Source organism: Acinetobacter sp. NPDC052428 (genome assembly GCF_044547685.1).
In the GTDB taxonomy this organism is placed as follows: Bacteria; Pseudomonadota; Gammaproteobacteria; order Pseudomonadales; family Moraxellaceae; genus Acinetobacter; species Acinetobacter lwoffii_G.
Genome location: NZ_JBIUAT010000007.1, coordinates 57,155 through 83,049 on the forward strand (window position 1 = coordinate 57,155; position 25,895 = coordinate 83,049).

At 43.8% G+C, this 25,895-nt stretch carries 26 protein-coding genes and 1 other RNA gene; 9 read left to right on the forward strand and 18 right to left on the reverse strand.

Features of this window, described 5'->3' with window-relative positions:
• Positions 1–107 precede the first annotated feature (107 nt).
• A complete protein-coding gene (locus ACIG3F_RS06645; protein ID WP_153566992.1) occupies positions 108–524 on the reverse strand; it encodes a YraN family protein in 417 nt (138 codons plus the stop codon).
• 11 nt (positions 525–535) lie between these two features.
• Entirely contained in the window at positions 536–1,495 is a 960-nt protein-coding gene (locus ACIG3F_RS06650; RefSeq protein WP_396469654.1) for a penicillin-binding protein activator, read from the reverse strand.
• A 10-nt stretch (positions 1,496–1,505) separates the two neighbouring features.
• Here ACIG3F_RS06650 and rsmI point away from each other — a divergent pair, with 10 nt between their 5' ends.
• Positions 1,506–2,348 (forward strand): 16S rRNA (cytidine(1402)-2'-O)-methyltransferase, encoded by an 843-nt coding sequence (rsmI, locus tag ACIG3F_RS06655; RefSeq protein ID WP_396469655.1) that lies wholly within the window; start codon positions 1,506–1,508, stop codon positions 2,346–2,348.
• A 91-nt stretch (positions 2,349–2,439) separates the two neighbouring features.
• On the opposite strand, the gene ACIG3F_RS06660 is transcribed toward rsmI, so the two are convergent.
• The 7 genes from ACIG3F_RS06660 to ACIG3F_RS06690 form a co-directional block, all read right to left on the reverse strand.
• Positions 2,440–2,694 (reverse strand): hypothetical protein, encoded by a 255-nt coding sequence (locus ACIG3F_RS06660; RefSeq protein WP_005246889.1) that lies wholly within the window; start codon positions 2,692–2,694, stop codon positions 2,440–2,442.
• 174 nt (positions 2,695–2,868) lie between these two features.
• Positions 2,869–4,116, reverse strand: coding sequence for an FAD-dependent monooxygenase (locus ACIG3F_RS06665; RefSeq protein ID WP_396469656.1), 1,248 nt, complete (start codon positions 4,114–4,116; stop codon positions 2,869–2,871).
• Positions 4,113–5,321 (reverse strand): 2-octaprenyl-6-methoxyphenyl hydroxylase, encoded by a 1,209-nt coding sequence (ubiH, locus tag ACIG3F_RS06670; protein WP_396469657.1) that lies wholly within the window; start codon positions 5,319–5,321, stop codon positions 4,113–4,115. Before ubiH ends, ACIG3F_RS06665 begins: the two co-directional genes overlap by 4 nt.
• Before the next feature lie 105 nt (positions 5,322–5,426).
• Complete coding sequence (locus tag ACIG3F_RS06675; protein ID WP_396469658.1) at positions 5,427–5,990, reverse strand: GNAT family N-acetyltransferase; 564 nt, start codon at positions 5,988–5,990, stop codon at positions 5,427–5,429.
• Positions 5,991–6,527: 537 nt separating this feature from the next.
• The gene (locus tag ACIG3F_RS06680) at positions 6,528–6,767 is read right to left on the reverse strand and encodes a DUF378 domain-containing protein (RefSeq protein WP_005107468.1); all 240 of its coding nucleotides are present in this window, start codon (positions 6,765–6,767) and stop codon (positions 6,528–6,530) included.
• A 292-nt stretch (positions 6,768–7,059) separates the two neighbouring features.
• Positions 7,060–8,394 (reverse strand): Xaa-Pro aminopeptidase, encoded by a 1,335-nt coding sequence (pepP, locus tag ACIG3F_RS06685; RefSeq protein ID WP_247143341.1) that lies wholly within the window; start codon positions 8,392–8,394, stop codon positions 7,060–7,062.
• A gap of 129 nt (positions 8,395–8,523) precedes the next feature.
• Positions 8,524–9,156 (reverse strand): UPF0149 family protein, encoded by a 633-nt coding sequence (locus ACIG3F_RS06690; RefSeq protein WP_005246896.1) that lies wholly within the window; start codon positions 9,154–9,156, stop codon positions 8,524–8,526.
• Between the two features lie 64 nt (positions 9,157–9,220).
• Here ACIG3F_RS06690 and ACIG3F_RS06695 point away from each other — a divergent pair, with 64 nt between their 5' ends.
• From ACIG3F_RS06695 to ssrS, 3 genes are all read left to right on the forward strand, one after another.
• The gene (locus ACIG3F_RS06695; RefSeq protein ID WP_005107471.1) at positions 9,221–9,778 is read left to right on the forward strand and encodes a hypothetical protein; all 558 of its coding nucleotides are present in this window, start codon (positions 9,221–9,223) and stop codon (positions 9,776–9,778) included.
• Positions 9,775–10,062, forward strand: coding sequence for a cell division protein ZapA (locus ACIG3F_RS06700; protein WP_004279505.1), 288 nt, complete (start codon positions 9,775–9,777; stop codon positions 10,060–10,062). The genes ACIG3F_RS06695 and ACIG3F_RS06700 overlap by 4 nt, the downstream gene beginning before the upstream one ends.
• 97 nt (positions 10,063–10,159) lie before the next feature.
• Positions 10,160–10,343, forward strand: a non-coding RNA gene (gene ssrS / locus ACIG3F_RS06705) — 6S RNA.
• A 213-nt stretch (positions 10,344–10,556) separates the two neighbouring features.
• Here the strand turns inward: ssrS and ACIG3F_RS06710 are convergent.
• The 8 genes from ACIG3F_RS06710 to ACIG3F_RS06745 form a co-directional block, all read right to left on the reverse strand.
• Positions 10,557–10,718, reverse strand: coding sequence for a YqaE/Pmp3 family membrane protein (locus ACIG3F_RS06710; protein WP_004279504.1), 162 nt, complete (start codon positions 10,716–10,718; stop codon positions 10,557–10,559).
• 305 nt (positions 10,719–11,023) lie between these two features.
• A complete protein-coding gene (locus ACIG3F_RS06715) occupies positions 11,024–12,310 on the reverse strand; it encodes a PQQ-dependent sugar dehydrogenase (RefSeq protein WP_396469671.1) in 1,287 nt (428 codons plus the stop codon).
• Positions 12,311–12,525: 215 nt separating this feature from the next.
• Entirely contained in the window at positions 12,526–13,233 is a 708-nt protein-coding gene (locus ACIG3F_RS06720; protein WP_396469659.1) for a GntR family transcriptional regulator, read from the reverse strand.
• An 11-nt stretch (positions 13,234–13,244) separates the two neighbouring features.
• Positions 13,245–16,844: an urea carboxylase gene (gene uca / locus ACIG3F_RS06725; RefSeq protein WP_396469660.1), complete on the reverse strand. Its 3,600-nt coding sequence runs from the start codon at positions 16,842–16,844 to the stop codon at positions 13,245–13,247.
• Positions 16,845–16,911: 67 nt separating this feature from the next.
• Positions 16,912–17,175, reverse strand: a complete 264-nt coding sequence (locus tag ACIG3F_RS06730; protein WP_396469661.1) for a hypothetical protein — start codon at positions 17,173–17,175, stop codon at positions 16,912–16,914.
• Positions 17,176–17,534: 359 nt separating this feature from the next.
• Positions 17,535–17,759 (reverse strand): hypothetical protein, encoded by a 225-nt coding sequence (locus ACIG3F_RS06735; protein ID WP_396469662.1) that lies wholly within the window; start codon positions 17,757–17,759, stop codon positions 17,535–17,537.
• A gap of 5 nt (positions 17,760–17,764) precedes the next feature.
• Positions 17,765–18,124: a hypothetical protein gene (locus ACIG3F_RS06740; RefSeq protein ID WP_396469663.1), complete on the reverse strand. Its 360-nt coding sequence runs from the start codon at positions 18,122–18,124 to the stop codon at positions 17,765–17,767.
• A gap of 201 nt (positions 18,125–18,325) precedes the next feature.
• Positions 18,326–18,808, reverse strand: a complete 483-nt coding sequence (locus ACIG3F_RS06745; RefSeq protein WP_396469672.1) for a VOC family protein — start codon at positions 18,806–18,808, stop codon at positions 18,326–18,328.
• Positions 18,809–19,239: 431 nt separating this feature from the next.
• Here ACIG3F_RS06745 and ACIG3F_RS06750 point away from each other — a divergent pair, with 431 nt between their 5' ends.
• Positions 19,240–19,821: a 5-formyltetrahydrofolate cyclo-ligase gene (locus tag ACIG3F_RS06750; protein ID WP_305177493.1), complete on the forward strand. Its 582-nt coding sequence runs from the start codon at positions 19,240–19,242 to the stop codon at positions 19,819–19,821.
• A 147-nt stretch (positions 19,822–19,968) separates the two neighbouring features.
• A complete protein-coding gene (gene lon / locus ACIG3F_RS06755; RefSeq protein WP_044111574.1) occupies positions 19,969–22,395 on the forward strand; it encodes an endopeptidase La in 2,427 nt (808 codons plus the stop codon).
• A gap of 72 nt (positions 22,396–22,467) precedes the next feature.
• On the opposite strand, the gene ACIG3F_RS06760 is transcribed toward lon, so the two are convergent.
• On the reverse strand, positions 22,468–23,400 hold the full coding sequence (locus tag ACIG3F_RS06760) for a M28 family peptidase (RefSeq protein WP_004646336.1): 933 nt from the start codon (positions 23,398–23,400) through the stop codon (positions 22,468–22,470).
• Between the two features lie 167 nt (positions 23,401–23,567).
• Between ACIG3F_RS06760 and rlmH the strand changes: the two genes are divergently transcribed.
• The 3 genes from rlmH (at position 23,568) to ACIG3F_RS06775 (ending at position 25,837) form a co-directional block, all read left to right on the forward strand.
• The gene (gene rlmH / locus ACIG3F_RS06765; RefSeq protein WP_213687025.1) at positions 23,568–24,050 is read left to right on the forward strand and encodes a 23S rRNA (pseudouridine(1915)-N(3))-methyltransferase RlmH; all 483 of its coding nucleotides are present in this window, start codon (positions 23,568–23,570) and stop codon (positions 24,048–24,050) included.
• A 109-nt stretch (positions 24,051–24,159) separates the two neighbouring features.
• The gene (locus ACIG3F_RS06770) at positions 24,160–24,936 is read left to right on the forward strand and encodes a DODA-type extradiol aromatic ring-opening family dioxygenase (protein WP_396469664.1); all 777 of its coding nucleotides are present in this window, start codon (positions 24,160–24,162) and stop codon (positions 24,934–24,936) included.
• Between the two features lie 127 nt (positions 24,937–25,063).
• The gene (locus ACIG3F_RS06775) at positions 25,064–25,837 is read left to right on the forward strand and encodes an META and DUF4377 domain-containing protein (protein ID WP_219309842.1); all 774 of its coding nucleotides are present in this window, start codon (positions 25,064–25,066) and stop codon (positions 25,835–25,837) included.
• Positions 25,838–25,895: the final 58 nt, after the last annotated feature.

Genomic DNA, 25,895 nt, shown 5'->3' on the forward strand with positions numbered 1-25,895 from the left:
GTCTTTTTCAATCTAATAATCTGTTTTCAAGCTCAGATCATGTCAATTCTGCTTGAACTTTACAATGATCTTGAAGCAAATATAAGCATCTTTAGACCTTATTTTGTTCAAAGGTTAATAAACTCTTGATCAAAAGTAAAAGCATTTTCAATCCATTCCAGATCATAAGGGTATTGCGAAAAGTCATGCTGTATGGTTTTTGCAAATTGCTGTTTAAAATCAAAACAAATCACGTCAAAACGATAGTAATAGTGTGCAAATTGTGGATTTTTCTGAATAAAGCACATTGCCGTCTTGAGCATCTTTACCTGTTTTGCTCTGGAAATCGACTCGATCGCTTGCGCATATCGGGTTTGCGCACGTGCTTTGACTTCCACAAAGACCAGTTCCTGATCACGCACCAGAATCAGATCCAGCTCGCCATAGCGACTGTGATAATTGGCGGTCAGGAACTGAAATCCATGGTTCTGCATCAGTTGAGCCGCTTGCTGCTCCGCCCATGCACCTAATTGCTGTCGCAGCATTGCTCTTTCGCTCATAGTAGCTTGACACCTGTGCCAGTGTACTGGAAACATTGTGGACTACGCTGAATACTGTGGTCCGTGATTTCAATTCGCCCAGTTCTACCCTGAAATTCAATATGCTGCAAATGCGGTTGTGACAGGTACTGCTGGGTGATCTGCCAGGCATCGCCACCGAAGGCAATCAGGCGCTGATAGGACATATCCACCGGCTCTTTGGCATAGGCCTGTAGAACATCCGGCCAGTCAGCCAGATAAAGCACAGGTACATCACAGAACTTGATCCCTTGTGGCAACTTGTGCTGCTCGCTAATCGCATTGGCTACGGTATATATCCGTTTACGGCTTATTTCAGGTATGGCAGCCAGCCCTTCTGCATTGCCGAGGAATAACAGCCCCTGCTTCGGCATTAAAAAAATGGGCGCCTTGTTCACGATTTTAAAATTCAGATCACTCTGGCTGAGCAAGGACATCAGTAACAACTCATGCTCGGCTTCACTGCCCGGCTCGCGTAAAATCAGCAGCTGTTGAATGCCATCTTTGTGCAATAAGGTCTTTAAGGCAGCGGCATCTTCTTTTTTGGACAGGCTGAATTGCCAGACTTGGGGTGATGACCCTGCTACATCATTCAGGCTGAGGGTACGTACTTTGGGTTTGCTCTTGAGTAGTTGTTCCACATCGCTACGTGCCAATGGACCCACCACCATTTTGGTCTTTTTATTGACATGCTGTTTCAGTAGCTGGGCAATATTTTTCTGATGGGAATTGACCCATTTCAATGGAACTTTCTGCCCGGAAGACGCATAGGCGCTGAGAAATCCCTGTCTGATACTCGATGCAGCTCGCGCCAAAGGCCCGGATTCGGGTAGAATGATCAGCACTTCTGCTTGTACGCTGCTGATGTAGCTGACTAAACACAAGCCCAATATTTTATTTTTAATCTTCCATTTTTTATTATTCAATTTATTCCACATGGAGAAACCTATGAGTGCTCAGTTATTTGTTGTTGCGACTCCAATCGGGCACTTAGATGATATTAGTTATCGTGCAATTCAGGTGTTGAAGTCGGTGAGTCTTATTGCTGCTGAGGATACACGAACTTCAGCACAGTTGCTTAAACACTTTAATATTCAAACACCTCTGACCGCCTGTCATGAGCATAATGAAAGCAACAAGATTGATCAGTTGATCCAGCGCCTACTCAATGGCGAAGATATGGCCCTGATCAGTGATGCTGGTACTCCCCTGATCAGCGACCCTGGTTTTAAATTTGTCCGTGCTGCACAAGCGCATAATATTCGCGTGATTCCTGTACCTGGTGCTTGTGCTGCGATTGCAGCTTTAAGTGCAGTGGGCTTGCCAAGTGACCGTTTCAGTTTTGAGGGTTTTCTGCCATCCAGACAAAGTCAGCGCCTGCTGAATCTGGAAAAACTGAAAAATGAAACCCAGACTTTAATTTTCTATGAAGCACCGCACCGGATTCTGGAGTCCGTTAAAGATATGGCCAGCGTTTTCGGAGCAGATCGCCCGGTCGGTTTTGCGCGTGAAATTACCAAGACTTTTGAAACTATCAAGAAAATGACCTTGGGTGAATTGGTGGAATTCATTAGCAATGATCACAATCAGCAAAAAGGCGAAATTGTTTTGGTGATTGGCGGTGCCACCGAAGAAAAAGATCTGGATCAGGAAAAACTGGATAAATTATTAAATCGCTTATTACAGGATCTATCCGTTAAAGCAGCATCACAACTGGCTGCAGATTTAACGGGTATTAAAAAGAAAATCGCTTATCAACGTGCTTTAGAACTGACTTCGGCAAACGACTAATTGCTCTGGATATTTCTATCTCGTTTTAATTTGCAAAAAAAACACCACAATTGATGTGGTGTTTTTTATAAGAGGTAAGTTAATCAATAACTTATTCTTTGGCTACTGATTCATCTGCTGGGACTTCAACAATACGACCACCATTGGCCAGGAAAGCCGCGATTTCGTCTTCAAGTGCCTGACGTTTCTTTAACTTTGCAGTGACGGTCAAGGTTTCGGCTTCTGCAAGATCGGTATCATTCACGACCTCTGTACTATCTGCTGCGCCTTTTTCAGCTGCTTTTGCTTCATCATCGTCAACGATTGAATCTTCAACGTCGTCATCATAATCATTCATGTCTGTCATTTGCATCTCCCCAAAAATGGCGCTTGCTTGGTATTCCAAGCCAGGTGTCGAATTAAGTGAAATTTAGCAATCTCTTTGGGCTTCGCCTAGTACCAAACATCAAAAAATCGTATCTTTTTTAAACAAAATCGTTACTCTTTATTGGTGTTTGTTTAAAAAATTTACATTTCTGTCTTAAGCTGCGTAACGTGTGTCTTTAAGTAAACCCAGACCGTTGGCCTGCGCCATAAATGCATCTTTCAACATGGGCTGATTTTCTACCTGTTTCAGGCCGAAATTGCGTGCCCAAACCATCGGGAAGAATAATGTGGTTTCCATCCAGCCAATCGCTGACATGCTATGCATCATGGCATCGTTCTGACCTTTACGGCGATGTTCATAGCGTTTGAGGGTCTGCTCATGTGCCCATACGCCACGCGCCTGATCATGGAGCAAAACATCACAGAGCACGGCAGCATCCAGACAGCCAATATTCACCCCTTGTCCAGCTAAAGGATGAATCACATGCGCGGCATCGCCAATGAGGGCTAAACCATCTTGGACATATTGTGGGGCAGCGCGGGCTTTTAAGGGGAAAGTGGCACGTGGTGTCGCCTCTAAGACTCCACCTAACATATGCTGGCTTTCTCGAGTCAATAGCTGAGTAAATTCAGCATCTGACAACGCTGCATATTCTTCGGCATAATCCTCTGGCAAAGTCCAGACAATCGATTGCCAAAGCCCCTGCTCTTCCGGATTAAGGCTGGCCATAGGTAAAAAAGCCAAGGGACCGGTTTCAAGAAAAATCTGACGCGCCATGTGCTGATGTGGCTGAGCCGTTTTAATCGCACAACTGATTCCGGCCTGTTTGTAATCCAGCACATCAATATCAATAAAGGCTTGCTCACGGACAAAGGAGTTTGCACCATCTGCGCCAATGACCATTTTGGTTTTCAGCTGACTACCATCAGCCAGATGAATGATCCACACACCGATGCCACGTTCAACGCGGCTGACTTTAACCTGTGTCCTATAATCTTGAACATCTTCCAGCATCTTTTGCTGAATGGCTAGATTCAGAATGCTTGGTTCCACCATCGAGCCTAAAGCCTGCTCTACCGATGGTGTTTTTTCTGAAGGCTGGCCAAAATTAATTTCGCCATAGCCATTTTTATTCCAGACCTGCATACCGGTATAAGGCTGCTGCCGTGCCAGGTTTTCCCAGACACCCACCGTTTTTAACAGGTGAATGGTTGCTTGACTTAAAGCCAGCACACGCGGATTCGCCACACTCAAGGTTTTATCTGCATCCAGAATTGGTGCTGCATCCAGAACTGTAGGCTGTACGCCACCTTGGGCCAGCAATAGTGCCGTGAGTCCACCGACCAGCCCACCGCCAACAATGACAACATCTAGTATTTCGTTAGTTTGATTTAAGCTCATGCTTTTAACCCCATGGCATAATTTGCAACGAGTGGCTTGATGCCAGGAATCGTATCAAAAGCGATTAAACCCGTATTACGCATCAGCTTTAAAAATGGATTCTGGTTACTAAAGCCACGTACCACTGAATCACAAAACTTGATCACACGCTGCTGGTCATTAAGACGGGATTTTTCATAACCTTGTAATACCACGGCATCACCCAAGTCTGCGCCTTGTGCCTGCTGTTCTTTCAGGTAACGTACCAATACATGCGCATCCCGCATACACAGGTTAAAACCCTGCCCGGCGACCGGATGAATCGTATGTGCTGCATTACCCATGAGCACTACACGACCAACAGCCTGCTTTTCAGCTAACACTTGAGATAAGGGAAAACTGAACCGTTTTCCGGTTTTCTGGAATTTTCCGGCACGATCGCCATACGTTTCCTGCAAGGCATCCAGAAAATGCTGGTCATTTTCATCCCCCAACCATTCTCCTTCGGTACCTTTTTTCACGGGCCAGACCACGGAACGGCGATATTCGCCTGGTAAGGGCAAAAGTGCCAAAGGGCCCAGATGACTGAAACGCTCAAAGCCCACATGACCATGTGGCTTTGAGGTTTGCACTGTAGTTACAATCGCAACCTGATCATAATCATGTTCTGAAGCGCCAATTCCCAAAGCCTTACGACAGAAAGAATCGCGTCCATCGGCGGCAATAACCAGTTTGGACTGTAATTTTAGTGATGATTCACCGCGCTGCGCTTGAATATAAGCAAAGGCTGCATCTTGGGTCAGTGAGGTCACCTGCACACCATCAATCAGTTCAATCAATGGCTCTTTTTTGACTTGAGTGAGAAGCACCCGACCGAGCCATGCATTTTCAATGACCTGACCAAAGCTTTCGACTTTTTCCTGCTCGGCTTTCAGTCGGGCCTTACCAAAACTGCCCTGTTCGGTAATGTTCACTTCCAGAATTGGGGTAGCATGTTCTTGCAAGGCATTCCAAAGTCCAAGCTCCTGATAGATTTGTACGCTACGGCGTGACAAAGCACTGTTACGTGCATCAAAACTGGAATGATATGGCGCAAGATTTTCATCATCATAATTTGGGTATTTAATGGCTTCCAACAGTTTGACTGCAATATTGATTTTCGCCAACATCAGTGCGAGGCTTAAGCCGACCATCCCACCACCGACAATGATGACTTCTTGTTGCATGCTTACTTCCTTATCTGTTTATTCGCATCTATGGCGAATTACATAAAACGTATACTGGTTTTATCTTACCTCAAGGCTTTAAATTTTTATAATGATTCGTTTTATTTAGTTTTCGTCATGATGATCCAGCCTATATTGAAAAACTAAGACATCACGCTTTTCAGTACCCAACTTCGGCAATAGAGTATAAGCATTGATCCGTTCAACGATTTCAAACCCTGTCTTTAACAGCACTTGGTATGCCTTTATATGTTCTGCATCGCAGAAAGTATCCAGTGATTTAAGTGTAAGATATTGTCTGAAATACTGAATCACCGCTTTCATCGCCTCAAGCATATAGCCCTGCCCCTGAAATCGAGGACCAAGTCCGAAATGAATTTCAAAGCTGTTATTTTGCTGTTGAATGATCGTTAATAACCCGATTGCCAGATGACTTTTTCGCTCAGCAATCACCCATGAAAATCCTTGACTCGGTTGTTGCCAATAGCTTAACGCCCATTTCTGCAACATCTGTTGAGTTTGACTGACTGTTATATGCACCAGCCGTTGTAAATATTTTGATACTTCAATGTCGCCACAATATTCTTGGAATAATGAGATTTCATCTCCGACGTTATATGCTCTTAACTCCAACCGATTTGTCTTTAATTCAGCAACTGAAATATTCATATTCACTTTTTTAAGCTCAGCCTTAAAAAACGGAATATTGTAATTTCATTTGGCACTTATACGATTCAATCGCAAACTTAGTCAAATTGGTATAACTCGATCTACTCGCTTCGCACAATTTTGAATACATACCGATGTTGGTAAATCCTGAATGATAAAATTGTGAATCAAGCCATTTATAAATGAGCTGATATTCACTTTCAGTAGCAGGAGGCCCATTTACAATCACTATTCTTTTCTTATTTTGAGAGAGTTGTATAAATATAACTCGATCTTTGAGCTAACAGATATTTTTTAGAACAAATTTATCCAACCATGTACAACCTAATCTTATTTGTATGATATTGATCGTCAATCTTTAGCTAGGCATTGTTGTAGATCTGAGAATGATTCTATTAATAACGTATAAACACCTATATAAAAAAACCCCGGAAATCTACCGAGGTTTCTTTATCTTCTACACTATTTCTATCCTCTCGACAAGCTACTCGAAGACATGAACCCTATCTTGTAAGAAACTCGCTCAGGAGGATTAGCTTAACGCACAATATTGGTATGATGATCTGTATGGTGTACTGTTTTACCCAACTTCGTTCCTGTATAAATCAGGTACAATGCCGACAAACCAACCAATACATAAATAATTCGAGATAAGGCGCTCATATCACCAAAGATCGCAGCGACTAGATTAAAATCGAATGCACCAATTAAACCCCAATTGATGCCACCAATGATTGTTAAAGCATAAGCAATCCAGTCAATCGTATTTAATCTCATAAGTGTTCTCCTGCTGTTATTTAAGTCTATTTAAGGATCAGAGAAAGTATGAGAATCTCAGCGCATTTAATATGTAGCTTTGATGCTAAAAACGGATTTTCTGTGTTGACTTCCTGTCAATTTTTAAGCTGTAAATTTTACTTAGATTAGCTTTATTTGACTTGTTCTATATAAACGTAAGCTAAATCACTTTTTGATCGATACGATATAGCTAGGAATTCTTGTTTAAAACGGCATAGAAATGTCATAAAAAAAGCCGATCTCGCGACCGGCTTTCTGTATTTTTCTTGGATTAGGCAGCGCGCGCTTTCGCCATCAATGCTTCAATCTCTTCTACCGTTTTGACAACTTTCGCAGTTAAAACCAGTGGGCCATTTGCAGTGGCTACCACATCATCTTCAATTCGGATGCCAATTCCACGCCATTTGGCATCCACTGTTTCATCATCAGGCGCGATGTAGAGACCCGGCTCAACGGTCACGACCATGCCCTCTTCATACGAGCGCCATTCACCATCAACCTTATAAGCACCGACATCATGCACATCCATACCGAGCCAATGCCCCGTACCGTGCATGTAGAACTGACGAAAAGCTTCTTTTTCTATAATCTCGTCGATATTACCCTGCATCAAGCCAAGATCGAGCAAACCCTGCACCAAAATAAGCACTGCAACATTGTGAGGTTCTTTATACGAGTTACCAATTTGCACGGCATTGATCGCAGCGATTTGAGCATCCAGTACTACGTTATATAAGGCTTTCTGTTCCGGACTGAATTTACCATTTACCGGAAAGGTACGGGTAATGTCTGAAGCATAGAACTGATATTCAGCTGCAGCATCAATCAGGACTAAATCGCCATCTTTCAGTTCTTTGTCATTTTCTACATAATGCAGGATGCAGGCATTTTCACCGCCACCGACAATACTGTTATAAGCCGGAACACCGCCATTTTTGCCAAAGACATAATTCAGCTCGGCTTCCAGCGCATATTCCATCATACCCGGACGTACTGCTAGCATCGCTTGAGTATGTGCATCAGCAGAAATATCGGAAGCAATCTGCATTAGTTCAATTTCATTTGCATCTTTATGCAGACGCATTTCATCGACAATACGATCCAGCTGAATGACTTGCGCTGGCGCAGAAGTCCCACGACGGCTTTCACCACTTGCAGTCGCAATCCATTTGGCGACACGCGCATCAAACTCTGCATGCTGTCCAATGCGATAAAATAACTGATCTTTATTTTGTAACTTTTCTAAGATTTCTTCATCCAGCAAATCAATCGCATAGGCTTCATCTGCATCATAATCCTGAATAGCCCCGTCAATACCCGCGCGGTAGCCGTTCCAGATTTCCATTTCCCGATTACGTTCACGACAGAACAAACTGTAGCTATAGCCTTCTTCTTCAGTGTCAAAGGTTTCAATCACAGCCACAGCTTCAGGTTCCGCGAATCCGGTTAAATAGAAGAAACTACTGTCTGCACGGTATTTATAATCTGCATCACGGTTACGCATAGCTACCGGACTGGTCGCGATAATAGCGATACTGCGTAAACCGATTTCCCCTGCGAGGATTGCGCGACGCTCCTCAAAAACTGCCTGTGTCAATTTCTTCATTACACCTTACTTCTTATCGATCAATACTTGTATTTAGAATATAGTCTTGAAATCAGACTATAGATTTCACTGTAAACAGCAAAATATATGCCTGATTTCAAGCAGGTGATGACTCACCTCAGCATTTCATCAGCTTAGACGTTTAGGCGAGAAAATCTCGACTACACTTTGCGCTTCTGTAGTAGCGACTTTAGGCTGATTTTTTTGACTAAATTGCTGTAAGAGTGGCGTTTCTTCAACTTCGACCTTTTTACGCCCTAAAGACAGACTGACAGGAATCAGACGCACAAATTCGTACAATTCCTGATAGCTTTCTTCACCTTCAGCATCATCGTCTGAGTCTTCAAATTCAACTGCGGCTACATCTTGTAAATGTTCAATCAGCTCAACTTCATCCTGACGGATATGTCCTGAAGCCAGTCCGAAACCTAAGACCACGCCTGCACACCAGTCCGCCAGAGCCTGTACGCGTTCTGAAAGCACATGCTCATCATCAGGCAGCAAAGGTAAATAATCCAGCTCATCTTCAGACAATGCATGGAACACATCTTCAGCTTCGCCCGTCAACAACTCTAATGCTTCGGCATCCAGTTCAGGTACATCCAGTGTTTCTAAAATCTGTAACCACTCTTCACTGCTTGGCGCCTGGGTGACACACACAATGCCCGTGAGCAAACCATGTAGTTCGCTAGGGCTAGAAATTTCCTCAATTGAAGAAAAATTGCGGTGCCATTCGGTCCAACCTGAAATATCGTCTTGCATTCGTTTATCCAATCTTTATACTGCTTATATATTACCTTTGTTTGCAACACTGTGCGACCTCGATATGTTAGAAGAATTACAGCGTCTACAAGTGCAGATCGGCGTGTTAAAAACGCGACTTGCACGGCTTGAAAGTGAAAATTCCAGTTTGCGCGAAGAGCAAGACTCTTCAATGATGCAACATCAACAGCAAATTGAACAAAAAAATAGCGTGATTGCGCAAAAACAACAAGAAAATGAAAATCTGACAGAACAATTGACGGATTCTCGTGCCCAATTTCAACTGCTCAATAATGATGCAACTGCACTGGCAGACCGTTATGGCCGTCTGGAAAAAAGCTGTACCGACCTAAAAAACCGTTTTCAGGAAATTCTGGCTGAACGCAATGAGCTGCGCATAGTTAAGGAAAAGATGATCCTTGAACAGCGTCATGCTCAGCAGGAAATTCAGCGTCTGACTCAGGAATCTGAACGCTTAACCCAGAAAAATGAAAATGCCAAAGCCAAGGTTGAAGCGATTATTCAACGTCTAGCGATTCTCGGTACTGCGCAGGATCATCATGCACAGGAAATTCAACAACTGGCCCATCCGACTGAAGCGACTGAGGAAGCCTCATCATGAGTGAACAAATTGCAATTGATCTCAGAGTATTGGGGCATAGTTTCCGTTTGGCCTCTACTCCTGACAAGCAGGAAGAATTAGAACGTGCGGCACAGTTATTGAATGACAAATATGATGAATTTCGCCGTAAAGCACCACGCATGGAACCGAGTAAGCTGATTATTATGGTAGCACTTGAGCTGATGCAGGAGGTCTTGAATATGAACAGATCACTGCAACAATATGCGCATTGCGAGCGTTTGTTACAAACTATTTTAGAAGAAGTTGAAGAACTGACTGAATAATCTCGAATTCTGTTTAAACTTCGGACATTCGACCGAACTGTTTACAGTTCATGAACAGCATAGAGTTGCCACACCGGGATTATTGTTTATAATTAACTTAACTCTGAGGTGTTCGCCAGCGGGTCTATTCCCCTGCCGATACTAACACTTATGGGTGTGTTCTGTATATTTAGAGTGTATGCCCATCTCCGTATGGGAAACCCAGCAAGTATACGTCGCATCCTCCTTGAACTCATCGGGTTCAGGGTAACGACACATGCAGCGGCATCTTCGGAGTACTTCAATTTCTTTTTCAAAATATAATTATAATTTTTCCTGAATTTCCTCTTATTTTAATTTTATAGTCTTTCTCTCGAACATTCTTCCAGATTCATTTTATTGATGTAATAATCATCTTGCATGAAAATGAACTCTTTTAAATTAAAAAAAGAAATCTAAATTGCTTTAAGTTAAATAAAGATGAAAAAGTTTTTGGTAACTCACTCCCCTATTTTTTAGGCAATTTTATCTCGATATAAAATATGCATCGCCCAGATTGCAGCAGGAATCCAGCCTAAAATCGAAATTTGAAGCATTAAGCACACTGTCGCTTCGACTGGTCGATGAAGGGTCATAAATAATGACCAAGGGAAGATAAATGCAATAATTGATTTCATTTTTAAAACCCTCTTTTGCCATGTTTTAAATTTTTATATCCAGTTTTTATAGGCACTTAAAACTGGTACTAAGATTTAGATATTTTTAATGGGATCAGCAGAATCTCTGTACATGCTGTAATCCCGCGTAAAAATATCCTGAAAGCCTAATTCAGCCAGCTTAAATGAAGCTTAAAAATTATTTCAAATCCGCTAACCTTTGCATATTTTCAATCAAAATATTGACGTTTGAATGAAACAGTCTTTGCTTTAACTTTTACTTTCCATAGATTCAAATCTGAATAAAATCTTGAATCCCTAGACCTTTATTTACTTACTGCAGCTAGTGTACTCAAGGGTGATACTCGCCAAATCACATCACCGACATCATCAGCAACCAAAATGGCACCTGAAGAATCTACCGCCACACCGACCGGTCGCCCATATGCATCGCCCTGATCACTTAAAAATCCAGTCAAGACATCTTGAGGTGGGCCCATCGGTTGCCCATTCTGAAAGGGAACAAAAATCACTTTATAGCCACTATGCGGTTTGCGGTTCCATGAACCATGCTGGCCAATCAGCGCCCCATTTCGATATTGAGGCATCAGATCTGCCCTATAGAAAGCCAAGCCCAATGATGCAGTATGATTGCCCAATGCATAATCCGGTGAAATTGCCCGCACAACCTGGGCAGGATTTTGCGGTTTGACCCGTGTATCTACATGTTGGCCATAATAACTATAGGGCCATCCATAAAAAGCGCCCTCTTTGACAGAGGTCAGATAATCAGGAACCAGATCATTGCCGAGTTCATCACGTTCATTTACCACCGTCCAGAGTGCGCCACTCTGGGGTTGCCAATCCATACCATTCGGATTACGCAGTCCGGTAGCAAAAGGTCGTGCTTGAGCACTAGCTATGTCAAATTCCATGATCAGTGCCCGGCCTTGTTCTTGATCCAGGCCATTTTCAGCGACATTGCTGTTGGAACCCACCGTGATATAGAGTTTGCTGCCGGCAGGATTAGCAAGGGCATTTTTAGTCCAGTGATGATTTAAACGACCTGCCGGTAAATCCAGTACCTTGGTGCCGGCTGCTGTAATTTGAGTCACACCGTTCTGATAAGGAAAACGTATCAGGGCATCAGTATTCGCCACATACAACATATTACCGACCAGCGCCATGCCAAATGGAGAATTGAGATTCTGTAAAAATACGGTTTTTTGTTCAGCCACCCCATCTCCATTGCTATCCCGAAGTAGACTGATGCGGTTGGCACTAGGATGCGATGACCCGGCACGCTGCATTACCCATTTCATGATTTTCCCTTTGATCCCTTTACTATCATCGGGCTTAGGCGGTGCATCGGTTTCGGCCACCAGTACATCACCATTCGGCAATACATATAGCCAGCGCGGATGTCGCAGTCCTTTGGCAAAGGCCTGAACTTTTAAACCTGTCGCTGGTGTCGGCATTTTACCTTCAGGCCAACCTTTAGCAGGTGCAATATTGACCGTAGGCAGCAAGCTTGATTTTGGTTTGGGCAAATGTGGCTGGGAACCATAACTGTCATTGATAGGCGACTTGGAAGGCATGGCACATCCAGTCATGGTTAGGAGAAGTGCACAGCTAGCACCCGTAAGTAAAAATTGAATAGGCTGATGAAGCATTTTTATCTCTTGTTATTATCATCCTCGACTTACTTTAAAAAACAATTTGAGATGTCACTAGCGGGTTCTTGTTTTTTCTGGTTATGAATTGGTTATCAATTTTGAGTTAGGTCTGATATTTATCTTGCTATAAAAATAAATTTATCCTGACTAACTTACCCAGGACAACACGACAACATTTCTAGCGTAATTTTTTTCACCTCATTACGACTGTGCCTGATATGGGCATCTAATATAGAGAGACAGAACGCTGCATCTTGTGCAAGTAATCCCCTTAAAATTTGTTGATGCTCGGCATAGGTCGCTGTAACCCGATAATCCTTGGAAAAATCCAGACGACGTATGATCCGAATTTTCTCGCTGATCTCACTGTGAATTTTTGCTATTTCTGCATTGCCGGCTGCAAATACCAAATGACAATGAAATGCTTCATCTTGTGCAGATAACTGCCTGAGGTCATAGACATACTGTTCTGGTTTGATACACCAGGTTTGAATCAAAATTTCTAGAGCAGCTTTCAACTGGTCTTTGGGCATCTGACACAGTTGTTCGACTGCATAACATTCCATCAAAATTCGCAGATCATACAGTTCTTCATAAGCTTTAAAGTTTAGTGGCCGGACCTTCCAGGCACTTCTAAACTGAACGTCCACATAGCCTTCCTGCTGCAAACGATACAAAGCTTGCTGAATAGGTGTACGGCTGACGGCATAGCTTTCAGCAATTTCCGATTCGGTAAACCGCTCTCCCGGCATCAGTTTAAAGTCAAAAATATCATTTTTAATTTTCTGGAGAACCAGCTCAGACAGATTGTCTGAGCTTTTTCCGGTCGCTTTAGTACTTGGATTGCGAACAATAGTCATGGCTCACTCCATTACTCCATATAGACCAGTGGCTCACCACTATGCACGGTCTGACCAGAACGGCAGATAATCGCTTTAACGATACCATCATCGTCAGCATAGACCGGCAGTTCCATTTTCATGGCTTCAATGATGGCCACCGTGTCGCCTTTTTTCACAATCTGCCCCGCTTCTACAAAAATCTTCCAGATATTGCCGGTCATAGAGGCGTTGAGAGGGACATACTGGCTGTAATCGGTGTCATCCTGCAGCACTTCTATTTCTACAGGTGCATCAAACTCGTCTTTCCAGCGTTCTACCTCGGCACTAAAAGCAGCCTGCTGCTGCGCTTTAAAAGCAGCAATACTGTCCTGTTCTGCAGCAAGGAAATCCTGATATGCTGCAAAGTCAAACTCGCATTCCTCAATTTTGATTTCTGCCAGACCATGGGCGAAATCAGCACGGAACTGATCCAGTTCGGCCTCAGTGACCTCATAATATTTAATCTGGTCAAAAAAGCGTAAGAACCATTGCTGATCGCCAAACTGCTTGTTCTTTTTAAACTTATTCCAGATCGGTACGGTACGGCCAATCAACTGATAGCCACCCGGTGAGTCCATGCCATAAATACACATATACATGCCACCAATCCCGACTGTACCTTCAGCGGTAAAAGTACGGGCCGGATTATATTTGGAACTCAGTAAACGGTGGCGCGGATCAATGGGCACTGCACAAGGTGCAGTCAGATACACATCTCCTAGCCCCAAAACTAGATAATTGGCATCAAAAATAATGTCTTTAACTTGCTGACGAGTGTTTAGACCATTAATTCGCTGAATAAAATCGACATTATTCGGTAGCCATGGGGCCTTGGCACAGACACTTTCCTGATAACGCTCAACCGCACCCAGAGTCGCTGGGTCCTCAAAGGCCATGGGTAAATGGATAATTCTTGAAGGTATTTTAATGTCACGTAAATCACCCATCTGTTCTTCAAGACCAAGCAGGAAGTGAATCAGTTGCTGCTGGCTCAAACGCAGACCATCATATTTAATCTGCAAGGATCGCACACCAGGTGATAATTCCAGGATACCGTCAAGATCAGCTTCACGGATCAGTTGCATCAAGCGGTGTACGCGCAGGCGTAGGGCCAAATCCAGTACGTTATCACCGTATTCCAGCAAGATATAACTGTCACCTGCCTGACGATATACAGCTTTTGGTGCATCTGGTGTAGCTTCACGCAATGCCAGAATACTTTCTGCTTGAACTGCCACGACTTCAGCCTCGTAGGGCATCTCTGCCTTGGCAAAGTTTTGGAGGGTTTGAATTTGCTGCCGCTCCAGCGCATTGGCCTGTTCTACCGAAATTGGATAGAAGCTAATCGTGTCATCGGCTTTCAGTTGACCAATTTTCCAGAGTTCAGCTTTGGCAATGGTCACCGGACAGACAAAGCCACCCAGGCTCGGACCATCTTTGGCAAGAATTACGGGGAAATCACCGGTAAAGTTAATCGCACCAATGGCATATTCACAGTCATGTACATTGGATGGATGCAGACCCGCTTCACCGCCATTTTCACGCGCCCAGCTTGGCGTCGGTCCGGTTAAACGGATACCCAATCGGTTCGAGTTAAAATGCACTTTCCAGCTTGATGCAAAAAACTCCTTAATATATTCAGCTTTAAAGAAATCAGGAGCGCCATGCGGACCATAGAGCACACCAATTTTCCATTCCTTGCCATAACTTGGAATCAGATCTGTTGCCAAAACTTCAGGTTCTGCAATCGCTAAAGGTAGACCATCGGCCGGCAGCTCAGGATTCACCATCTTAATCATGTCACCAGCCCGTAACACTCGGCCTGCATGTCCACCAAAATTACCTAAAGCAAAGGTAGAACGGCTACCCAGATATTCCGGCACATTCAGACCATTTCGTACAGCCAGGTAGGTCCGGCATCCAGATTCAACCTGTCCAATTTTTAGGGTTTGGCCTGCTTTTACCTGAATAGGCTGCCAGAAATTTACTGCTTCATCATCCAGACTTACCGGACAAGGTGCGCCAGTTAAAGCAATGATATTTTCTGCATGAAATTTGAGGATTGGACCTTGCAGGGTAAATTCAAACCCGGCGGCGGCCTCGACATTCCCAACAATTTTATTGGCCAGCCGGAAGGCATAATCATCCATTGGGCCTGAAGGCGGTACACCAATATCCCAATACCCGACACGACCCGGATAATCCTGAATCGAACTTTGTGTACCCGGCTGAATCACCTCAATCACATTCGGCACATATTTGAAATCATCCAGCATGCGTGTCCAGATCTGCATCTGTTCAAAACGTGGATCTGAAATAACAGTATGCACATAATCCAGATTGGTACTAATACCATTCAGGCGAGTTTCAGCTAAAGCTGATTTAAGCGTATGAATGGCAGTATCACGATTTTCAGCATGCACAATAATCTTGGCAATCATCGGGTCAAAGTATTGGGAAATTTCAGTTCCGGTACTCACCCAGGTATCAACCCGGACATTTTCCGGGAAAAAGACATCGGTCAAAATCCCTGGACTCGGCTGGAAATTCTTAACTGGATCTTCGGCATAGATGCGTACTTCAATCGCTGCACCTTGAGGCTGAATACTGCTTAGATGCTTCCAATCCAGAGTATCACCTGCTGCAACTTTCAACATGCATTCAATCAGGTCTAAACCGGTCACCATTTCAGTCACCGGATGCTCCACCTGCAAACGGGTATTCACTTCAAGGAAATAAAACTCGTCACGTGCTGCATCGTAAATAAACTCAACCGTACCGGCACTGCGATATTCCACCGATTTGCCCAGTTCAACTGCCGCCTGATACAATTTTTGACGGGTTGCTTCAGGTAACTGTGCCGCTGGTGTTTCTTCCACGACCTTCTGATTACGGCGCTGTAATGAACAATCGCGTTCCCCCAAAGCCACTACCTGTCCCTGTCCATCTCCAAAAATCTGAACTTCGACATGACGGGCTTTATCGATAAAGCGTTCCAGAAACACCCCTGCATCCTTAAAGAACTGCTCGCCCAGACGTTTTACACTTTCATACGCCTCCTGAAGTGCTTCTGCATCATCACAACGGGTCAAGCCAATTCCGCCACCGCCTGCTGTGCTTTTTAGCATAATTGGATAACCAATTTTTTCAGCTTCTGCCAAAGCTTCGTCCAGACTATTTAGCAGACCTGTACCGGGAGTCATGGGTACATTGGCAGCTGCAGCAAGTTCACGGGCACGATGTTTTAAACCAAACTCTAAAATCTGTTCAGCTGTTGGCCCCATAAAGGCAATATTATTTTCTTCGCAGGCACGGGCAAAATCGGCACTTTCTGACAGAAAACCATAACCTGGGAAAATTGCTTCTGCGCCATTTTGTTTGGCTGCGGCAATCAGTTTTTCGATACTTAAATAGGTATCACTCGGTTTGGTGCCTTCTAAGGACACTGCAATATCTGCATTAATCACATGCTGTGCGTAACGGTCCGTTTCTGAATAGACAGCTATACTGGTTACGCCCATTTTTTTTAATGTGCGAATGGCACGAACGGCAATTTCGCCGCGATTTGCAATCAGTACAGTTTTAAACATGTGAGTCCCCTTTTATTCTCTCTATTTTTTGAATCTGCTGAATGGATCGATTTCGTTTTTTTCTGATTCAGCTGCTGTATATAAACCCGCTACCGACTATGTTCGCTGCTCTCTGTCGTAGCCTTTGATGCATACCGTCTGCAAATACAGCTTTTTTAAATGCATCGATTTTTGCTTGAAGAGGTGCAGCAGTCGCAACCGAAATCCAGACAAGTTCACCCACTTCAACATGGGTAGTGCGTTGAGCAAGATGATTCAGTTGAAGCTGTTTTGGTTGATCGGCATCGCGCCATTTTAGGACTGTCCAGCCGATCATTTTCTGATAAAGCATTCTGCGTCCAATCTTGTATCCAAGTTTGAATACAGTTATGCAGAACTTATGCCAGTTTAATTTTTATTTTATTTTCAATAATTTAATAAAATTTAAAATATATAAATTAGGGGTGATTCCGTTGGATGGTTGTTTTTGGTTCAGCCTGTTTTCAATTCAGTGCAAAAATTATTCTGGAACTCATATTGCATGATCTGCATCATTTCAACTTTTGCAATACTCATATAAAAGCCCATCTGTTGATGAGCTTTTAAGTGAACTATTCTATTTAAAGCTTAGGGTAGCAATAAAAATTGAGTGTATTAAATACCCGAATTGAAGGATTTGAATCAGCGTGCATTCGTCGTTGTCGTAATTCATTACTTCACAGGAATCATTAAGTGCTGATAAGGCATCCCAGACCACATGACATAGGGCACAGCGGTATCGGGTTGCGTATGCTTAGGATACATATCATAGAAACGAGCTTCAGCACCGACGATCATGACATGGGGACCCGTTTTAACCCAATGATTGCCCGCACTAGGCTTCTTGGCATAGGGATCGACATTACTGGCATCCGTACCGCCTGCTAGCATATACATAAAGCCTACTTTCCCGACTGTGGGGGGTTATGTCCCATCCAGGCTTCTGCCCATTCTAGAGCGGCCTGATCCATGCACATCGGATCTGGACCTGGCGTGGTCGGATTATCCGGCATACAGGTAAAACCATTATTGCCCTTGCGCAAGGTACGCATTTTGCCATCTGTACCGACAGCGACAATCGTGGCCGCAGCGGCTACTTTCTTAGGTGCAGCAGTCATGGCACTCGCGATGGCTTTCTTATCGGCGGCAGAGGAAGCTGCACCTGAGCTAGCTTTGCCCGACATGGGCGGTTCAACGGCTAAAGCGGCAGGTGCAGACAGGGCGACCCATCCCGCCATAAACAGTAATTGAGGAAAATTCATGGCACATTCTCCTTGAATCATCATGAAGAAATTGGATTTAGGTTCAAATCAAGTTGGATTGATCTGAAATTTTTGTAACGGATCCTTATAGAGTTGAGGGATAATTTGAGTTGATAAAAAGAAAGGAGAAGATTTAACTATTGCAGTGAAATTGCGCTACACAGCAATATCAACTCGAATGAAAGACAATATCTTTGGCGCTTAACCATGAAATGCCGCTTCGATCACGGAGATGTCAATTTTTTTCATGGTCATCATCGCATTAAATGCGCGCTTGGCCGCAGCGCAGTCAAGACTGTTACAGGCGTTGATGAGGACCACTGGCGTAATCTGCCAGGAAATGCCCCACTTGTCTTTACACCATCCACACTCACTTTCCTGACCACCATTGCCAATAATGGCATTCCAGTAACGGTCTGTTTCTTCTTGGTCTTCAGTCGCCACCTGAAATGAAAATGCTTCATTGTGTTGAAAGTCAGGGCCACCATTCAGTCCAATGCAGGCAACGCCCATCACCGTAAATTCAACGGTGATAACATCGCCTTCTTTTCCGGAGGGATAATCTCCGGGTGCAAGATTGATCGCGCCAACTGAGGAGTCTGGAAAGGTTTCTGCATAAAATCGTGCTGCACCTTCGGCATCGTCATCGTACCAAAGGCAGACGGTGTTCTTCGCAATATTCATCATCTTCAATCTCCATTGATTTAGGTCTTACGCGTTCTGCCTAAGTCCAATGTGTCCCATATATCGGTCGAGAATAGTTATATGATCCCTTGTCTATCTTTCACCAAAAACAGAATAAACCTACTTTAGAATTGTATTTTTATTGATCGAAAGCTGTTTCAAAGTGCTTAAACTCATGCATTTCCAGAGTTTGTCACTGAACAATTGATTGCTTGGAAAATCGTGAATCAAAAAAAATAAATTGACCGTTTCAACACATTTTAACAACCAGTGATGCAACTGTTTTTTAACTTTGAAACTGGTGACAAATTAGCTAAATTTAAATCAGCAGATACGGAATAATATAAAATTGCAGCTTACAATTATTTTTTACTTTTCCAGAATTCCCACTTAGACTAGAGCACAAATTTGTTGCATATGCTTTTTGCCCTATGACCATTCAGGAATTAAGAAGATACCTTCGTAAAACGCGTCGTCATCTCTCTAAATTTGAGCAAAGGCAATCCGCACAAAAAGTTCTAAACCGTCTGATCCGCAGTCCAGAATTTATTCATGCCCAACGTATTGGCCTGTATTTGCATGCTTTTGGGGAGATTCAGACCCAGGCGATTATTGAACGCTGCTTTAAACTGGGCAAACAGGTGTATCTACCAGCGATTTGCGACATGAATCAGCAGCTGGTCTGGATCCGGATCACCCAGCACCAATACCATAACAAGCGCTTTGCCCATCATCGGCTGGGTATGCGAGAGCCCATGAGCACCCGTGGTGTACATGTTTCCAAACTGGATTTATTGCTCATGCCACTATTGGCCTGTGATACTTCGGGCACACGGATTGGTATGGGCGGCGGTTTTTATGATCGTACCTTGGCTTCTGCACCTGGGCGTCCATTCCGTCTGGGGCTGGCGCATGACTTTCAACTGCTGGCACAGCCGTTAAAACGTGAAACATGGGATCAACCCCTTGATGCTTTAATCACCCCGACAATATTTATAAAGTTCAAACGTTAATTTTGCAATTTTATCCTTGCTAACTACTTTAAAATCACATAATTAGTCATTTTTCATACAATTTAATCTTAACTGCCCTTGTATTTTTAAAATTACCCATCACTATTAAAAGCATGGCAACACCGTTGTCACTCATTAGGAGTGCTCATGTCTGAAATTATTATGAATCAAGAAACCTTAGAGCCTCAGGTTCCAAGTGTACTACCCCTTTTGGCGCTGCGTGATGTGGTGGTTTATCCGCATATGCAAATTGCGCTGTTTGTCGGTCGTGAAAAATCGATCAATGCAGTTGATGTGGCTCGTAACAGTGACAATCTAGTATTTGTAGTTGCGCAAAAAGATTCGCTTACAGAAGAAATTGATCACGACAATTTATATCAATACGGTACTGTCGCGAAGATTGTGCAAGTTGTGAATCACGAAAATGATGAAAACTGTATTAAAGTCCTGATCGAAGGCCTGCACCGTGCCAAGCTGAAAACCATCATTGACGAAACTGAGTATCTGACAGCAGAGCATGAACTCAGCCCAATGACGGTGAGCGTCGATGCAGACACCCAAGCTGTGCGCTTGCAGGAATTGCGTGCGCTTTTCGCTCAATATGCAGAAGCGAAACTTCGTAATGCGCGTGAACTGATCACCGCAGCCAACAAAATTGAAGATCTATTACAGTTATTGTTCTTCGTCGCAACCCGTGTTCCATTGAATATTGATGTCAAACAGAAATTCCTGGAACATGACGAATTCGAAGCACATTTGACTGAATTGATGACTTATCTATTGCAACAGTCTGAAGAACAACAGATTGAGCAAACCCTGCATGATTCTGTTAAACGTCAGATGGAAAAGAACCAGCGCGAATACTTCCTGAATGAAAAAATGAAAGTCATTCAGCGCGAGCTTTCTGATATGAACGGCGGCGCGGAAGATGATGTCGCTGAAATTGAAAAACGTCTTGCTGAAGCAGATTTGCCTGAGCATGTACGCAAGAAAGCTGAAAACGAGTTCCGCAAGCTGAAAGCGATGCAGCCTGCTTCGAGTGAAGCTGCTGTGGTACGCAACTATCTGGAAGTGATTCTAGATACACCGTGGAATAAAGCCAGCAAAGTCAGCATTAACCTGAACAAAGCACAGGAAATTCTGGATGCAGACCACTATGGTCTGGACGATGTCAAAGATCGCATTGTGGAATATCTGGCAGTTCAGTCTCGTGTGAAAAAATTGCGTGGTCCGATTCTGTGTTTGGTTGGTCCTCCAGGTGTTGGTAAAACTTCACTCGGCGAATCAATTGCCAAAGCAACTGGTCGTGAGTTCGTGCGTATGGCGCTGGGCGGCGTGCGTGACGAAGCTGAAATTCGCGGTCACCGTCGTACCTATATCGGTGCGATGCCAGGTAAAATCGTACAGTCATTGACTAAAGTGGGTGTAAAAAACCCGTTGTTCCTGCTCGATGAAATCGACAAGATGGCGCAAGACTACCGTGGCGATCCGGCTTCCGCGATGCTTGAAGTACTTGATCCATCACAGAACAATAAGTTCAGCGATCACTATCTGGATCTAGATCTGGACCTGTCTGAAGTAATGTTTATCTGTACCGCGAACAGCATGAATATTCCTGAGGCCCTGCTTGACCGTATGGAAGTGATTCGTCTTCCGGGTTATACCGAAGAAGAGAAAGTCAATATTGCGGACCGTTACCTTGTTCCTAAAGCCATCAAGAACAATGGTCTACGTGCCAAAGAATTAACCGTGCATGAAGAAGCGATTCGTGACATCGTGCGCCGCTATACACGTGAAGCCGGTGTTCGTAACCTTGAACGTGAAGTGTCAAAAATTGCACGTAAAGTGGTGAAAGAGGCGGTTAGCAAGAAAGCTAAAAATCTTCAGGTTGAAGTGACAGCAGGAAATCTTCCAGATTACTTGGGTCCACATAAATTTGACTATGGAATGGCGGAAGAAGAAGCACAAATCGGCCGTGTAAATGGTCTGGCTTGGACTTCTGTCGGTGGTGAATTACTAACTATTGAAGTTGCAGCAGTCCCAGGTAAAGGCAAGTTCATTACCACCGGTTCTCTTGGCGATGTCATGAAAGAATCGATTACCGCTGCGATGACTGTAGTGCGTACCCGTGCGGATGAACTCGGCATCGAAGCCTCGCGCTTTGAAGAAACCGACGTGCATGTGCATTTACCTGAAGGCGCAACACCGAAAGATGGTCCATCAGCAGGTTTGGCTTTGACTACAGCATTAGTATCTGCTTTCACGGGTATCCCGATTCGTCCGGATATCGCGATGACAGGTGAAACCAGTCTGGGTGGTCGTGCGCTGCGTATCGGTGGCTTGAAAGAGAAACTTTTGGCAGCCCATCGTGGTGGCATCAAGCTGGTATTCATTCCACAGGAAAACGTACGTGACCTGGCGGAAATTCCAGAAAATGTCAAAGAAGGTCTAGAAATTAAAGCCGTAAAATCGATTGATGAGATTTTACCGCTGGCACTGACCTCTTTGCCAAAAGCCTTGGTTAAAGCACCAATTGTGAAAACCAAAGAAGAAGCGAAAGCAGCGCGTCATTAAGACTTGATGTTTCGTATAAAAAACCCTGCTTCGGCAGGGTTTTTTATTGAGTTATTGAATAAAACAACTGAATTATGGCTGTAGTGCCATCGTAACCAATCCATCAATCACATGAGTCATCTTGTTCAGATCAAGCTTGTCTAAAGTATCCAATTCGGTATTGTAATAAGGATTACGATAATTCGCAGTATCGGTAATCAACATGGTCGAATAGTTGAATTTGGCATAATTCAGATAGCCAGAGAAATTCATATCCTGAGCAAAACTTGGGCTAACAAAGCGTTGACACTCCAGACGGTTAAAACGCTGCATGGCATCACAATAATCTCCAGTCAGGCCAGTTGAGGCTAAATGCCCAATCGCGGCAATAAAGTTACCATGTCGTGGATAAATCCACTTTAATCCCACCGGATAGCTCTGCACCTGATGTTCATCAAAATAACCAATCGAATCCAGAATCACCACGCCCTTAATTTTCTGCTTCTGCTTTTTTAAAGACTTGGCATGCATATAACTGCCCATATGTTCTGTCTTGAAAAAAGGCGGCTCTTCAAGCGTATAGAAAGCAAATTCGACATCATGTTTGAGCTTGGATTTTTGCAGGGCCAGTAATCTTGCAGTTTCCAGTAAACCCGCTACCCCTGAGGCATTATTATCAGCACCGTTTCGGGCACTAAAGACATCATAATGTGCCCCCATCACCATCTTGGTTTTGGCTTGAGTATCCAAGCTACAGATGACATTTCGGTAACTCAGGTTATTGACCACATAAACCTGAAACTGGCATGGAATACCAAAGCGCTGCATCTGCCCTTTGATCCAGGCAGATACCCGATTCAGCTCTTTTAGATTTTTATAATTTCGGTATTCATCGACACTCATGATCTGGCTAAAAAATAATTCCAGATGAGAGACCTGAGCATTTTTGCTCGAATTGGCTGCACAGAGACTAGGCCCCATGAGGCCTATCAGTAATAGCAGCACAGTACAACATCCTTTTATCATGACACTGTTCCGCATTTATTATTATTCCATTCCTTTATCAAGCGGATACTTGAACTACGGACATTAAAGCAACACTAAATCTATCATTTCAATTTCAATTTGTTTCCCAGCTCAACTTCGTGTTGTTTGATCGTTATAATGAGGTATCCAATTATTGATCTGTCTGTATGAAAATCCGTATCCTGACCATTGGTCAAAAAATGCCAGCGTGGGTGTTGACTGGTTTTGAAGATTATCTCAAGCGTATTCAGCCTTTTGTACAGACCCAGATTATTGAATTGCCGATGGCCAAGCGCGGGAAAAATGATTCTGAAGCGGATATTCTGAAATACCGCAATATTGAGGGCGACAGCATTTTAAATGCGCTCAAGCAAAATGAAACTCTGATTGCATTAGAAGTGGGCGGACGCGAATTCAGTACCGAGAAACTGGCTGAAACCATGAAAGGCTGGATGCTGGAAGGCAATGATGTAGCACTTGCGATTGGCGGGCCGGATGGTCACTCAGAAGCCGTGCGTAAAGCTGCTGCATGGCACTGGTCACTTTCCAAATTAACCCTGCCGCATCCACTGGTACGTGTCATGCTGATCGAGCAGCTTTATCGTGCCATGAGCATCAATAACAACCATCCTTATCACCGAGCAGGCTAATGATTTTGCTGAAGCGTTCTTTATATGCAACGTTTTGTTGAATAATCTCTCCTGCTCTTATTTCTATTTTCATGCATTATTAAGGCATCTTCCAGATGGGGTTTGAATTATGAACTTACAAACGTTGCCCGGCTTATTTATTTCTCATGGCTCTCCTATGCTGGCGCTGAATCCTGAGCAAGTGGGTCCTGCCTTGCATCGTTTGAGCGAAAATCTGCCACGCCCGGAAGCGATTATTGTGATGTCTGCGCACTGGGAAAGTGAGGCGCTGGAAGTCAGTAGCGCAATTCGCCCAGAAACTTGGCATGATTTTCGTGGTTTCCCGCCTGAACTTTATCAATTACGCTACCCTGCACCGGGAAATCCTGAATTGGCCGAGAAAGTCTTAGGCTTGCTGGCCAATGCCGGCTTTTCTGCACATGCCAACAGTACCCGTCTGCGTGATCATGGTGTATGGATGCCGCTGCTACATATGTATCCAGATGCCAACATTCCCGTGGTAGAAATTTCCTTACCCATGTCGATGAGCGCGGATGAGATTTATCAGATTGGTCAAAGTCTTGCACCTTTACGTGAACAGCAAATCCTTCTGATTGGTTCGGGCAGTATTACCCATAATTTACGTGAACTGTCTTGGGATGGATCGACTGCTGATGTACCCGAATGGGCCTCAGGCTTCCGTAATTTTGTGGTGCATAAACTGACGCATAGCGATTATGACGCGGTCCTGGACTGGTCCAATATTCCGCATATGGCACGGAATCATCCAACGTTAGAACATTTTGCTCCGATTTTCTTTGCGATGGGTACAGGTCAGCGCTTTAGTCTGGTACATAGCAGTTTCACCATGGGTTCACTCGGTATGGATATTTACCGCTTCGATTAATCTTGCTTCAGCGCTAAAATCTTAATGATGGATACATTTTGCAACTCAAAGCTGCGAAATGTATCCATATTTTTTTGCAATACATCCATTATTATTGTTTGAACTTTATATACTTCATTATAAGTCCATGAAATTAAAATTTATTGTGCTGGCATTATTGCCTTTAACTTTTGCAGGCTGTCAGTCCAGTGATATTCAACGAGCTGGAGATCTTGCGGTGGCCACCATCCAACAAAAAAATGCAGATCAGATTCTTCCAGCCTATTACTGGGAACTGAATCGTGGACTAGAACGACCCGTTGTACTGAGTTTCAACGCTCAAGGCCGGCTGAGCGCCGTGACGGGCTGTAATGGACTCGGGACGACCTGGTCAGTCAAAAACAATATCATCACCACCAGCGAAGTTATAGGCACTGAAATGGCCTGTGATGCAGCATTGATGGAGCAGGAACGTTTTGTCAGCCAACTTTTACAGAAGCGTGACATTCCTTTTACGCTCAATACCACAGATCCTGACAAGCCGACCCTGACGTTGATGGCCGCAAATGGTCAAACCTATGAATTTATCGGGAAAATGACTCCGGAAACCAAATACCAAGGACAGGCTGAAACAATTTTTCTGGAAATTTCCCCCGATACCAAACAATGTACCGGCGTAACCCAACAAAGCTGCTTGCAAGTCAAAGAAGTGAAATATGATCAGAATGGCCTGAAAACTCAGGTCGATAAGGACTGGACTTTATTCTATGATCAGATTGAAGGTTTTCGGCATTCACCAAATGAACGGCAGATTATTCGGGTCAAACGTTTTGAAATTAAGCATCCGGCAGCTGATCAATCGAAATATGCCTATATTTTTGATATGGCGGTTGAACGTGAATTAGTTAAGGGTGCTCTTTAAGGCTAAAAATACCAGATATAAAAAAACCGGGGCAACAGCCCCGGTTTTTTCAGCTTAG